This window comes from Ulvibacter sp. 2210JD10-4 (assembly GCF_058148525.1).
Window position 1 is genome coordinate 154,678 of sequence record NZ_JBYVJZ010000006.1, and the last position, 13,790, is coordinate 168,467.

Here is a 13,790-nt window from a genome sequence, read left to right on the forward strand (position 1 = left end):
AAAAATGAGTAGATATAACAGACATATTGTATTATCTGAAGTTGGCCAAAAAGGTCAAGACAAGCTTTTAAGCTCTAAAGTATTGGTTATTGGTGCCGGAGGATTAGGTTGTCCCGTACTGCAATATCTTACTGCAGCCGGAATTGGAACTATTGGCATCATTGATTTTGATGTGGTTGAAGTATCTAATTTACAGCGTCAAATACTGTTTGGCTCATCATCTTTAGGTATGAATAAAGCTCTGGCTGCAAAAAAAAGACTGATCGATCTAAATCCAACAATCACAATAAGAGCCTATCCTGAAAAATTGACTTCCGCTAATGCTCTAAAATTCTTCAAAAGCTATGATATCATTGTGGATGGTACAGATAACTTTACAACTCGATATTTGATCAACGATGCCGCAATATTAACTAACAAACCAGTGGTTTACGGTGCAATCTATAAGTTTGAAGGGCAGGTTTCAGTATTTAACTATCAAAAAGGCCCAAGTTATAGATGTCTTTTCCCTACTCCTCCAAAAGAAGGTTCTGTAGTAAACTGCTCTGATGTTGGTGTTCTTGGGGTCTTACCGGGGATTATTGGAACCATGCAGGCTAATGAGGTCATTAAGATCATTTTAGGTTTTGAAAATGTATTGTCCGGAAAACTTTTTTGTTATAATGCCAAAACTGTACAAACCTCTACAATGAAAATAACCAGATCTGCTTCTGAATATAACAAAGTACTGGCCAGGAAAGATAATTTTCAAGATCAATACAATGAAAAGTTTTGTCAAACACTGGTTAGTGAGATCTCAGCAGAAAAAGCTTTGGAAAAAGAGAACATTCAGTTTATAGATGTAAGGGAACATAATGAACAACCTCAACTGGATTTACCTAATTGTAAACAAATTCCGTTAGGAGAAATTGAAGAACAGCTAAATGAAATTGAGTACGGTAGCAATAAAATCATTTTTTGTCAATCCGGAATACGAAGCAGAACCGCTGTAGAAATATTACAGAAACATAATATTACTAATTGCTATAGTCTAAAAGGTGGAGTTTTAACATTAATAGAACAATTAAAAATCAAAACATTATGAATGAAAGAAAACCTAAAAATGTATTTATAGATGGTGCTATTTCATCTGAGTTTATCGGGCAATCCATTGCAAAACACCAATCTAAAACAACCATTGGAACTCATAACATCTTTTTAGGGCAAGTAAGGGCAGATGAGATTGATGGTAAAGCAGTTTCGGCAATAGAATATACTGCTCACGAGGACATGGCTACTATTAAACTCCATGAAATCAGAGAAGAGACATTTTCAAAATTCAATCTAACCTGTATGCATATTTACCATAGTCTGGGCCGTGTAAATGCAGGTGAGATCTGTTTGTTTGTATTTGTATCGTCACCCAGACGGAAAGAAGTATTTTCAGCTTTAGAATATGTAGTTGAAGAGATTAAAGCAAAAGTTCCTGTTTTTGGAAAAGAAATTTTTGAGGACGAATCACATCAATGGAAGGTTAATTCTTAATAATATGTTGAACCGTTGATTTGTTAAATCGTTTAACCTAAAAAATAAAATGTATTATAAATTTTCATTTGAAAAACTTCATGTTTGGATAGATTCCAAAGAACTAGTTACAGAAATATATAAAATAACTAATAGTTTTCCCCATGAAGAAAAGTTTGGTTTAACCAACCAATTAAGACGTGCTTCAATATCAATTCCATCAAACCTTGCTGAAAGGACTTCAAGAAGAACAAATAATGACAAAGCCCATTTTTCAACAATGGTATATAGTTCTTTAATGGAGGTATTAAATCAATTAATTATAGCAAAAGATTTAGAATATATTTCAGATGAAGATTATTCCAAATTAAGGGAGAAAATCGAAAAAATATCCAATAAACTTAATGCTTTACGTAAAACACAATTCAGCAATTAAACGATTCAACAGTTTAACAATATCAATATGGTAGACATCACACATAAAAACAATACACTAAGAATAGCAACAGCACAAGCTATTGTTAAGGTGAGTAAACCCGAAACCATTAACGCCATTGAAAATGATACGGTTCCAAAAGGGAATGTATTTGCAATGAGTAAAGCAGCCGGTTTGTTAGGTGTTAAAAAAACTCCTGACCTGCTTCCGGATTGTCATCCGCTTCCAATTGAATATACAGGAATTGAATATGAAATAAATGGATTGGAAATAACTATACTGTGTACTATAAAAACCATTTATAAAACCGGTGTCGAAGTTGAAGCTATGCATGGAGCAAGTGTGGTCGCTTTAAATATGTATGATATGTTGAAGCCTATCGATAAAGGTGTAGAAATTCATCATATAAAACTATTGAACAAAAAGGGAGGGAAATCAGATTTTACAGATCGTTTCAGAAAAAACCTCACAGCTGCTGTGATTGTTTGTTCAGATACTATTTCAGCAGGACAAAAAGAAGATAAAGCCGGAAAAGCAATTATTAAAAAATTGGAAGCATGTAATGTTTTAATCGTTGATTACTGTGTCATTCCGGACGAAAAAGATATGATTCAGAAGAAAGCAAGGCAGTATGAAAGTGAAGGTATAGATCTAATTATATTTACAGGAGGAACAGGATTGTCTAAAAGAGATATTACACCTGAAGCATTGCATGAACTGGTTGATAGGAACATTCCCGGGGTTGAAGAAGCCATTAGAAGCTATGGCCAGGATCGGACACCATATGCCATGCTTTCAAGAAGTGTAGCCGGTACCATAAATAACACTTTAGTTTTAGCATTACCGGGTTCTACAAACGGCGCAAAAGAATCTATGGATGCTATATTTCCATCGGTATTACATGTTTTTGGAATATTAAAAGGAGCCAGACACGATTCATGAAAAAAACCACATCCATATTAGCGGATTCCTTCGGAAGAAAACATACTTACTTGCGCATTTCTCTTATTGAGCGTTGTAACCTGCGATGCACCTATTGTATGCCGGAAGAAGGTATCAAACTTTCACCAAGAAGTCATTTAATGACGTATGAAGAAATATATACGATAGCTAAGATATTTGTTGATCATGGTGTAACTAAGATTCGCTTAACCGGAGGTGAGCCATTGATTCGGAAAGACCTTCCTACTATTCTGAAGAAATTATCATCACTTCCTGTTGAGCTTTCAATTACGACAAATGCCGTTATTGTTGACAAGTTTATTGATCCTTTAAAAAGCAATGGCATAAAAAATATCAATGTGAGCTTAGATTCACTGGATGCCAAAAAGTTTAAACACATAACCCGTAGAAATGAATTTGAAAGGACCTATAAGAATATACTTCTTTTAGTGGATGAAGGATTTAAAGTTAAGGTCAATGCTGTTCTAATGAAAGGTTTTAATGATAACGAGATCATAGATTTCATTAATTTCACCAAAGAGCTGCCAGTATCTGTTCGTTTTATAGAATTTATGCCTTTTGATGGTAATAAGTGGAATTTGAAAAAGATGGTATCTTACAATGAAGTAATGCAACAGGTACATGGCTCCTTTTCTGAAGATCAGGTTGAACGGTTAACGGATGCTGCTAATGACACTTCAAAGAACTACAAAATAAAAGGGTATAAAGGAAGTTTTGCTATCATTAGTTCGGTTACCAATCCCTTTTGTGACACCTGCAATCGCTTACGATTAACATCAAATGGGCAATTAAAAAATTGCCTGTTCTCTTCTTCCGAATCGGATCTACTTACAAACTTACGTGAAGGAAGATCCATTGAACCTATTATTAAGAAAGCCGTAGAAGCAAAATTTAAAGTGAGAGGTGGAATGGATACAATTGAAAAACTGCAAGAACCCAAATTACACTCTCAAAACAGAAGTATGATTACTATTGGCGGTTAGTTTAAAAAGCTATACCAATTGCTTTTTAAATTTTCCTTTACTTTTTCTAATTCTAACTGCAACTACCTTATATTCAGGGCACATCGCTTCAGAATCGTGAACATCACCTGTTAGATTATTGATCATAATTTCAGGGAAATGAAAAGTGGTACTTAAAATTCCTTTTTTCACCTCATCTGTAATTCGGGCTTTTACATCCACTTTTCCACGGGGAGATTCCAAGCAGATATAATCACCTTCATTAATAAGATTCTCTTTAGCATCTTCAGGATTGATCATTAGATAATCATCAGATAGAATTTGTTCATTGGCAGTTCTCCTTGTCATGGCACCACAATTATAGTGCTCCAACTCCCTGTTCGTTGTCAAAATATAAGGATAGTCTTTCGCATGAGATTTTAATTCTGCTGTCTCTTCCCAAGGATTGAATTCGAAATACCCCTTTCCTCTTTTAAATTCAGTTTTATGAAGAATTTGAGTATCAGTCCCGTCTTTGGCTACTGGCCATTGTAATCCATTTTTACCTAATCTGTCCCATCGTATTCCGGCAAAGAAAGGAACGATCTGCGATATTTCTTCAAGCATGCCATCCGGAGTATAGTCCGGCTGTGGATAACCCATTTTGTTCATAATATCTACAATGATCTGGCCGTCCGGTTTTGCGCCTTCAATAGGCTCTACCACTTGACGGACTGCTTGTACACGACGTTCGCCATTTGTAAATGTTCCACTTTTCTCCAGGAAAGAAGCTCCCGGCAAAATCACATCTGCATATTTTGCGGTTTCAGTCATAAAAAGCTCCTGTACAATTACCAGGTCTGTTGCTTCCAATGCTCTGATCACTTTCTTGGTATTGGGATCGGTTTGTACAATATCTTCACCAATTACCCACAAAGCTTTCAACTTTCCTTCGAGGGCGGCGTCGAACATTTCAGGAATTTTATACCCTATTACTTTAGGAACTTCAACACCATAAAACTCATTATATCTTTTATTTACTTCTTCATTTGTAACATCCAAATATCCTGCTCCCTGATGTGGTTGCACTCCCATATCTGCACTCCCCTGTACATTATTCTGTCCGCGCAGAGGATTTACTCCTACACCGCGTCTTCCAATATTTCCGGTTAATAAAGCGAGGTCTGCAATTTGCATTACTGTAAAGGTCCCCTGTGAATGCTCAGTAACTCCTAAACCGTGAAATGACATCGCATTCGGAGCTGTAGCATAGGCTATTGCCGCATCCCTGATGATATTTCTGTCTACCCCGGAAACCTGTTCAAGACGGTCCAGGTCAATAGCAAGGATCTCCTTCTTAAATTCTTCAAAACCTTCTGTTCTATTCTCAATGAACGTTGCATCTACATACCCTTCAGAAATAATATAATACATCATCATATTCAGCACAGCAACGTTGGTTCCCGGCCTCAATGGTATATGGTGCGTTGCATATCTTGCCAATTCTGTACGCCTTGGATCTATAACAATAGAAACATTGTTAGATTTCATTGCAAACTGCTTTAATTTTGCTCCTGTAACCGGGTGTGCATCCGTAGGATTTGCACCAATGACCATAATACAATTCGCATCTTTCAGGTCATCAATTGAATTGGTTGCTGCTCCTGTTCCATACGTTCTTTGCATTCCCAAAGCAGTAGGTGAATGGCAAACTCTGGCACAACCATCAATATTATTAGTGCCAATAACAGTTCTAATAAACTTTTGCATTAAATAGTTCTCTTCGTTGGTACAACGCGCCGAAGAGATTCCGGCAATAGAATCAGATCCAAATTCTTCTTTATAGGAAGTCAACTTAGAAGCAATGTATTCATACACCTCATCCCAGCTTACCTTTTCAAACGTTCCATTACGTTTTATCATCGGAGAGTTTAATCGTTCCGGGTGGTCGTAGAATTTAAAAGCATAACGCCCTTTAATACAGGTATGCCCCTGATTTACTTCTGCATCATAAGGTGCCTGAATACTTAAAATTTCACCATTACTGGTAGAAATATCCAGATTACAACCTACACCGCAATACGTGCAAATAGTTCTGGTGGTATCTGTTGCCTGAATTGCCTTAGACTGAAATACATCCGAAATTGCTGATGTAGGGCAAGCTTGAGAACACGCTCCACAACTCACACAGTCTGAGTCCATAAATGATTCATCCATTCCTTTAATAATAGTAGAATCGAAACCTCTTCCGGACATACTGAGCACAAACTCTCCTTGCACTTCATCACAAGCACGAACACAACGATAGCAATTAATACATTTAGATAGGTCTGAAGTCATATAAGGATGACTCAGATCCTTCATTTTATACAAATGGTTGTCTCCTTCAGGATAACGTACTTCACGTATACCCACTTGTGCTGCCACTGTTTGCAATTCACAATTTCCATTTACCTCACAGGTTAAACAATCTAAAGGATGGTCAGTCAATACCAATTCTACAATATTCTTCCGCAATTCTTTTACGGCTGCCGTACTTGTGTAAATATATTGTCCGGATGCCACAGGGGCATGACAGGAAGCCAATGTTTTCACAGGGCCATTTTCTTCTAATGCAACTTCAACACTGCATACTCTACATGACCCGAAGGGATCTAGATTTGGTGCATCACATAAAGTGGGTACAAGTTCTTTTTCTTTAAACCGTCGTATGAAAGATAATATCGTTTCTCCTTCAACTATTTCGAACTCTTGATTGTCTATATATGCAGTTTTCATGAATGATTTCTGATTTACGAATACTTTGTATCTGGTTCTTTAAATTTATTTCCTTTAAACTCTGATTGTTGAAGATACTTTATAAAGCCCCCAATCTGTTTACCAATTAGATCCGCTAACTCGTAATTTTTTAAAAATTGTTCTTTAGAAATGTATTTAAAATCTAAGGCACGATAAAGTTGTGACTTTGTCTCTGCCAATGAGCCTTTTGAAATCGTTAGAAAATGGATAAACTCCCGGTTTCCATCTCTATCAAATCCTTCAGCTATATTGTCCATTACTGAGCTTGATGACCTTAATATTTGATCTCTTAATGTATAATCATTTGAAAAAGGAGGTTTAGTAGCACATTCATAAATCTCTTTTACAAGCTTTCTGGCTTCTTTCCAAACTTCCAAATCTTCAAATTGTTTTACAGTTCCCATATTATTTTTTAGAAATTAAAAATCAGAAATCAATTAAAATATTGTCTTAGTTCATCATCAAAATATTGCAAAGCATTACGTACAGGTAATGGTATACCTCCTCCATGGGCACATAATGACCCCTGCTCTAAGGTAGTTAAAAGATCTGCAAATAATTTTCTATCGATCTTATAGTCTGAAGTTAATGCTTTTTCAGATAATTCCTGTCCTCGTTTGGTTCCTAATCTGCAAGGAAAGCATTTCCCGCAACTTTCATAGGAAGCAAAATCGAACAGATGTTCTATAAACTTCATAATCGAAAAATCTGCAGGAACACATACCACAGAAGCATGGCCCAGTAAAAATCCTTCTTTTGAAAAGGATTCAAAGTCTATTGTAAGGTCATCTATTTTTGAAACAGGTACCAGTCCACCAAGCGGGCCGCCAATTTGGAGGGCTTTCACTTCTGATCTAAACCCACCTCCTAATTCATTCACTACTGTTGAAAGTGGTGTCCCCATTTCAACCTCATACATTCCCGGAATATTAAAAAAGCTATCTAAACAAACCAGTTTTGTTCCCGATGAACGCTCAGTTCCTATACTTTTCCAGGCATCACCACCATTAGAAATAATATAATGAACTGCCGCCAGAGTTTCAACATTATTCACTGTAGTTGGCTTATTGAACAATCCTTTTTGAGCTGGAAAAGGAGGACGTACTCTAACTTCCGGGCGTTGTCCTTCAATAGAGTTTATTAAAGCTGTTTCTTCACCACAGATATATGATCCCTGTGCCTGAATGATCTTAAAATCAAAATTGAAGCCACTCCCGTCAATATTTTCGCCTATCAATCCTTCATTTCGAAGTGAATCGATCGCATCCTGTACAATCTTTACAGCTTCAGGATATTCTGCTCGTATATAAAGAATCCCGTAATTAGCATGTGTTACATAGCCGGAAATAAGCATTCCAAATAATACCGAGTGAGGTCTTTCTTCTAAAAGATATCGGTCTGAATAGGCTCCCGGATCACCTTCATCTGCATTACAGATAATGAATTTTGTTTCATTTTCTACATTTCGACAGAACTCTAATTTCAATCCCATCGGGAAACCGGCACCACCACGACCTCTTACATTGGAGATTTTTATTTCTTCCAATACAGCTGCTGAATCTTTTTTAAGTGCTTCCTTGAAAGGTTTGTAATAATCATATATGTTTGTGAATGGCTGCGTTAAAATAGCCCGTCCACTTGCTTTGACATTATAGGTGTCTAGGTTTAAGCTGGTATCAGAACTAATAATACTATCCAGATCAGACACTGCATTGCCGGAATAATTCTTGCCATTATAGTGAAAAGCAGCATTTTCATGACACCTTCCCAGGCATGTCATATGCCCAATTTCATCTGCTTCAAAATTTTCTTTGAGTGAATCAATAACTTCATTTTGAGTCCCTGCACAAACACAAGCCGTTCCATTACACACATATACCTTTTTTCCTTTGTTCTCGGGTTTTAAAAAATCATAGAAACTGGCAGTTCCGAAGGCATTCGCTTTACCAATTAAAAATTCATCTGCCAATTTTGCCATAGCTTCTTCACTGGGAGCTCCTTCCGGTTTGGCAAGTTCTCCCAATTTACTGAAAAGGTTATCTTTAACACCTTTTCTCCCTAATAATTCACTTAAATTATCTGACATATATTTTAACTGGCTTTAGTGCTTGATATATCTGTTTTTGTGCGCTGCGGATTTGAATAGCATGTTGCTCTTTTGTCCCTGCAAAACGCAAATAATGTAATTCCTAATTCTTTTGCATAGTCTACGGCTAAAGATGATGGTGCTGAAACAGCTGCTAAAAATGGTATTTTCGCCTTAAAACATTTGATCACTATTTCATAAGAAATACGTCCGCTCACTGTAATGATTTTTGCCTGATTCAGCATCTTCAATGTAATCAGCTTTCCTACCACTTTATCCACTGCATTATGCCTTCCTATATCTTCCATGGAGCAAATGAGTTCGCCTTCTATGGAAAAAGCTGCTGCTGCATGTGTTCCACCCGACTTCTTGAAATCGTGTTGGAACGTACTCATTTTTTCGAATAAATGGTGAATCAAGCTAATGTTTATTTTTTCGGCATCATCAATGGTCCTTCCTATAAATGAAAGGTCGCTCAATTCTGTCTTACCACAAATCCCACAAGACGAAACAGATAACAGGCTTCTGCTGTTTGAATACCCTTCTCCTAATTTATCCGGAGGGATCGACACATTCACAATAGTTACAATACCATTATCATTCTCCTTTTTTAAAACAATGTCCGGATGGAAGTTTATGTCGTTAATGACTCCTTCGGAATGTAATAACCCGCGAACCAAACTGGCATCTTCTCCGGGTGTTCGCATAGACACTGTAAATGGAGTATTGTTTACATTTATTTGCAGGGCTTCTTCAATGGTAAGTGCATCAACAATTTTGTTGGTAGTCTCCATTTCAAATTTCCTGCCTTCGTAATTTCTAGTTGCCATACCTGTTTATCACGCATAAAAGTGTGACCTACACAAATTTAATCGAAAAATTTGTAAAGTATCTGTTAAAAAAGCATCATTGCTATAGGATGCTTCCTGTTTATTTAAAATAATCCTGAAATATTTCCGTCATTATCAATACTGATATTTTCGGATGCCGGATGTGCAGGAAGGCCAGGCATCCGCATCATATCTCCGGTAATTGGAACCAAGAACCCTGCTCCTGCAGCAATTTCAATTTCTCTTATGGTAATTGTAAAATCTTTAGGACGGCCAATAAGTTTGGGATTATCCGACAAGGATTTTTGAGTTTTAGCGATACAAACCGGAAGGTTCTCCAGCCCTAATTCGGCTATAGTTCTTAGGTTCTTTTTTGCTTTCGCAGTATAATCTACCTGTTTAGCTCCGTAAATTTTAGTTGCTATGGTTTCAATTTTAGATTGTACGTCTGTCTCCCAATCATAAAGAGGGGAAAAATTAGATTCACCAGATTCAACAATTTCAATTACATGTTTTGCCAGCTCTAAGGCTCCTTTCCCTCCTTTTGCCCAAACTTCGGCAAGTGCCACACGTACATTATTGTTTTCTGCAAACTCTTGGATGGTTGCAATTTCTTCATCACTGTCTGTAAGAAACCTGTTGATGGCAATAACCGGAACAATATTAAATTGTTTTACGTTTTCTAAGTGCTTTTCAAGGTTTGGCAATCCTTGTTGTAATGCAGCTACATTGGGTTCGGTTAAGGATTTTAAATCGGCTCCTCCATGATATTTGAGTGCCCTGATAGTCGTTGTTAACACTACGGCTTTGGGAGATAATCCTGCACTTTGACATTTAATATCCAGAAATTTCTCTGCCCCCAGATCTGCTCCAAAACCAGCTTCGGTCACGGTATAGTCGGATAATGTCATACCCATTCTCGTAGCGATCACCGAGTTGGTCCCTTGTGCAATATTTGCAAACGGCCCTCCATGAATAATAGCCGGATTCCCTTCAATAGTTTGCACTAAGTTTGGTTTTATAGCATCTTTAAGCAAAGCAGCCATAGCACCTTCTACCTTTAGGTCCCTCGCATAAACAGGTTGTTTGGTAAATGTATATCCAATAAATATATCCCCTAATCGTTTTTTAAGGTTTTCCATATCTTCTGAAAGACACAGAATTGCCATGATCTCTGAAGCAGCCGTAATATCAAAACCTGTTTCTCTCGGAACTCCAGAAGTAGTTCCTCCCAAACCTACAATAATATTTCTAAGAGCTCTGTCATTCATATCCACCACTCGCTTCCAGGTAACGGTTCGGGCATCAATACCTAATGAATTTGTTTTACTTTGAATGTTATTATCAATCACCGCAGATAATAGGTTGTGTGCCTTTTCAATGGCAGAAAAATCACCTGTAAAATGTAAATTAATATCCTCCATAGGAAGCACTTGTGAGTATCCACCTCCTGTTGCGCCTCCCTTTATTCCAAAAACAGGACCCAGAGAGGGCTCTCTAAGTACAACCATAGTCTGCTTCCCTAATTGATTTAATCCTTCCGAAAGCCCAATGGACATCGTTGTCTTACCTTCTCCAGCCGGTGTAGGTGAAATAGCAGTTACTAAAATGAGATTGCTTTGCTTTAGTTTTTCTTTGTCAATTTTTGAAAGGGGTAATTTGGCCTTGTACTTACCAAACATTTCAATGTCATCAGCAGTTAAGCCTAATTTTTCTGCAATGGTGGTTATATGTTTAAGCTCTATCTGTTTTGCTATTTCTAAATCACTCATTTGTTTTCTGTTTTTTCTACGCGCCTGAATACAGGATTAATGGATAACAAATCTAGAAAAAATAAAGTACTTATTGTTTTCTCAATCTTGTTTTAAACAAAGAAAGGTATTGGGATGCAAAGAAATTGGAGGTATCACAGCAGAATCGTTCGAACGGTCAGTACAAGATCTGGAACCGGAATCATAGCAAGCAATCAAGGTCTTCTATGCAGAAAAGGCAAAAAAAATGGCAAATAATCTTCTTAACAGATTAGCAGGCTGTGAATGGAAAAACAACTGAAAATAAAAAATCATTTACCTCTAGTGGAAAACTTCTTATTGGAATAAATAGTTTAACACACTTAAATTATGCCTTTTCAGCCACTTTCCATTTATATTGCCGATAATAAAAAACCAAAATAAAGGTAATTCCGAAACAACAAATAAATAGTAAAACTCTGGCTCCAATTAGATATGTGAAGATTTGATCCGGATCAAGAATTTCCTCTATTACTTTATCCAATTTGCTTAACAAATATCCACTAAGAAAACTCCCAACCAATCCTGTAAAACGGCCAATCTTGTCTTTATCAATTTCATTCATTGGCGTTGATATTATAGCTACAATCCAACCCAGGATATAACCGCTAATGCATATAATATATGTAATGGGGTATTGATCGTGGCCAGGGCCAACTAAATAAGCAAGGGCAATTAATGCCAACCCTACAACGACACCGGAAATCATGGTTGCGCGTAAATTATAATTCGTTTTTCGTTTTAATTTTGATTCCATAACTGAATATTTTAATTTTCATATTTGTCTTATTAATTTCATACAACATAGCTAACCAGCTATTTAGGCTGATACCTCACCAAGACATGTAGCCGACCTATTAAAAGGTTACTATACTAATTGTTTAATGCATATAAAGCGGGGAGATAATATGCTTAAAATTAAACAATTAATCTATACATAGCTTTGTAGAAACAAAAAAAGCTATCGATATGTACAACCAGCCTGCTGTTAAAATATATTAACGAACGTTAACATTAATTAACTTGTGATTATCGGGAAATAGAATACTTTTAAAAAAACAACATCATGATACTACCAAAATCAAATTGCAACCGAGGTATTCTTCAAATCGTACTTGTTATCCTTATGTCTACCTATAACCATGCTCTTAGTCAGCAAAATGACACCTTAGAATCCAATGAGAATATCATGGCTGCCATTTTTAATGATGTTTGGTTGCCTTTTATGGAATCCTACAGAGACTCAGATATCAAAAAGTTTAAATCCATCCATGCAAAAGATCTAACGAGAGTTTCTATTGATAGGAATACCATCCAATCCTTATCTAATTACGTTCCGGAAATGGAAGGGTTTTTTCAAAGATTAAAAGGGATGGGGCGACAAATGGATATCAGGTTTTCTATACTATCTTCTGCCATTGATGAAGCCAAGGCATATCAAACGGGCTACTATTGCTTCAGTTCAAGAGCGTCGGATTCTGAATCATTTCAACCACACGGGTATGGGTTTTTCAATGTACTTATAATTATGGAAGATGGTCAATGGAAAATATCAATAGACGCAGATAAACAAGCTGATATTAATGAAGAAGAATTCACAAAATCAGGAACAATTTATAAGCTGGATTAAAGTTGTTGATCAAAACAAAAAAGTCTCTCTGCTTGAAACCCACCCTCCTTGCTTACTCCATAAATGCCCAATTGGTTTTGGTCTATAGCCGGGTGGTTTTTACCATTTCCATAGCAGCAATTACATCGCCAGCCAGGTCGTCCAAGGACGATTGAATCCAGTGTGTTCCGGTTGAAGCTCCACATCCTCGTTTGTCATACAACAAAGAAGCAACTCCAATTTTTGACAACTCCTGTGCCCAATACATCCCCCACCATCGGGTGGCAGAACCGGAACCATGTATAAATACAACCAGTGGGGACTTTTTGCTCTTTTCGAGTGGCAAGATCAATGTACCTTTTAATGTTGCACCTTCATTATCAAATGAAATTCCCTTTTCGGAATAAGGCAACATTTGTTCATTTGGTTTAAGAGTAGTATTGATGGAATCTCCTTCCCATACAAGAGCGCTTTTGAGCCCTTCCTTATTTTGTTTAAAGAAAATTTTATTGGTAGACGGACCACCGAAAAAGGACAATTCGCCAGTAAAGGTTTGTGATGGGTTATCATACTGACCCTTCAAAACAAGAATCCTATGCCGGCCGCTATCCTCAATACCCCATCGTGTGTTTAACGGATTCTTCGTATCGAATTCGACTGTTAACATTCTGGAGTCGTCTTCGACAGTGACAATCCCGGAATACATTGTTCTTGTGTCAGCTTCTAACTGTGCCAGACAATCTACACTTATAAATCTGGAGTTACTACATTTACTCGGACAGAAATTTTAAGACTATTTAACTAAAAACAAATATCTTAGAATAATGAAAAAA

Annotated in this window: 13 protein-coding genes; 6 read left to right on the plus strand and 7 right to left on the minus strand. The window is 36.8% G+C overall.

Annotated elements, in window-relative coordinates:
* Window positions 1–4: 4 nt before the first annotated feature.
* Genes moeB through moaA form a run of 5 tightly spaced genes read left to right on the plus strand, consistent with a single transcriptional unit; the run spans window position 5 to window position 3,885 of the window.
* The gene (gene moeB / locus ACY2RT_RS14315) at window positions 5–1,084 is read left to right on the plus strand and encodes a molybdopterin-synthase adenylyltransferase MoeB (RefSeq protein ID WP_490156608.1); all 1,080 of its coding nucleotides are present in this window, start codon (window positions 5–7) and stop codon (window positions 1,082–1,084) included.
* Window positions 1,081–1,524 carry a molybdenum cofactor biosynthesis protein MoaE gene (locus tag ACY2RT_RS14320; protein WP_490156609.1) on the plus strand — a complete coding sequence of 148 codons (444 nt, stop codon included), beginning with the start codon at window positions 1,081–1,083 and terminating at the stop codon, window positions 1,522–1,524. Before moeB ends, ACY2RT_RS14320 begins: the two co-directional genes overlap by 4 nt.
* A 49-nt stretch (window positions 1,525–1,573) precedes the next feature.
* Window positions 1,574–1,939 carry a four helix bundle protein gene (locus ACY2RT_RS14325; protein ID WP_490156610.1) on the plus strand — a complete coding sequence of 122 codons (366 nt, stop codon included), beginning with the start codon at window positions 1,574–1,576 and terminating at the stop codon, window positions 1,937–1,939.
* Window positions 1,940–1,966: 27 nt separating this feature from the next.
* Window positions 1,967–2,881 (plus strand): bifunctional molybdenum cofactor biosynthesis protein MoaC/MoaB, encoded by a 915-nt coding sequence (gene moaCB / locus ACY2RT_RS14330; protein WP_490156611.1) that lies wholly within the window; start codon window positions 1,967–1,969, stop codon window positions 2,879–2,881.
* Window positions 2,878–3,885 carry a GTP 3',8-cyclase MoaA gene (gene moaA, locus ACY2RT_RS14335; protein WP_490156612.1) on the plus strand — a complete coding sequence of 336 codons (1,008 nt, stop codon included), beginning with the start codon at window positions 2,878–2,880 and terminating at the stop codon, window positions 3,883–3,885. The genes moaCB and moaA overlap by 4 nt, the downstream gene beginning before the upstream one ends.
* Before the next feature lie 9 nt (window positions 3,886–3,894).
* Here the strand turns inward: moaA and fdhF are convergent, their stop codons facing one another.
* From fdhF to ACY2RT_RS14365, 6 genes are all read right to left on the minus strand, one after another.
* The gene (gene fdhF, locus ACY2RT_RS14340) at window positions 3,895–6,621 is read right to left on the minus strand and encodes a formate dehydrogenase subunit alpha (RefSeq protein ID WP_490156613.1); all 2,727 of its coding nucleotides are present in this window, start codon (window positions 6,619–6,621) and stop codon (window positions 3,895–3,897) included.
* Between the two features lie 14 nt (window positions 6,622–6,635).
* Window positions 6,636–7,046, minus strand: a complete 411-nt coding sequence (locus tag ACY2RT_RS14345) for a four helix bundle protein (protein WP_490156614.1) — start codon at window positions 7,044–7,046, stop codon at window positions 6,636–6,638.
* A gap of 29 nt (window positions 7,047–7,075) precedes the next feature.
* Entirely contained in the window at window positions 7,076–8,728 is a 1,653-nt protein-coding gene (locus ACY2RT_RS14350) for an NADH-ubiquinone oxidoreductase-F iron-sulfur binding region domain-containing protein (protein WP_490156615.1), read from the minus strand.
* Window positions 8,729–8,733: 5 nt separating this feature from the next.
* Window positions 8,734–9,558: a formate dehydrogenase accessory sulfurtransferase FdhD gene (fdhD, locus tag ACY2RT_RS14355; RefSeq protein WP_490156616.1), complete on the minus strand. Its 825-nt coding sequence runs from the start codon at window positions 9,556–9,558 to the stop codon at window positions 8,734–8,736.
* A 104-nt stretch (window positions 9,559–9,662) separates the two neighbouring features.
* Entirely contained in the window at window positions 9,663–11,330 is a 1,668-nt protein-coding gene (locus ACY2RT_RS14360; protein ID WP_490156617.1) for a formate--tetrahydrofolate ligase, read from the minus strand.
* A 346-nt stretch (window positions 11,331–11,676) separates the two neighbouring features.
* Window positions 11,677–12,105: a hypothetical protein gene (locus ACY2RT_RS14365; RefSeq protein WP_490156618.1), complete on the minus strand. Its 429-nt coding sequence runs from the start codon at window positions 12,103–12,105 to the stop codon at window positions 11,677–11,679.
* A 309-nt stretch (window positions 12,106–12,414) separates the two neighbouring features.
* Between ACY2RT_RS14365 and ACY2RT_RS14370 the strand changes: the two genes are divergently transcribed.
* The gene (locus ACY2RT_RS14370) at window positions 12,415–12,978 is read left to right on the plus strand and encodes a Cif family virulence factor (protein WP_490156619.1); all 564 of its coding nucleotides are present in this window, start codon (window positions 12,415–12,417) and stop codon (window positions 12,976–12,978) included.
* An 82-nt stretch (window positions 12,979–13,060) separates the two neighbouring features.
* Here ACY2RT_RS14370 and ACY2RT_RS14375 read toward each other — a convergent pair whose 3' ends face one another.
* The gene (locus ACY2RT_RS14375; RefSeq protein WP_490156620.1) at window positions 13,061–13,663 is read right to left on the minus strand and encodes an alpha/beta hydrolase family protein; all 603 of its coding nucleotides are present in this window, start codon (window positions 13,661–13,663) and stop codon (window positions 13,061–13,063) included.
* Window positions 13,664–13,790 lie beyond the last annotated feature (127 nt).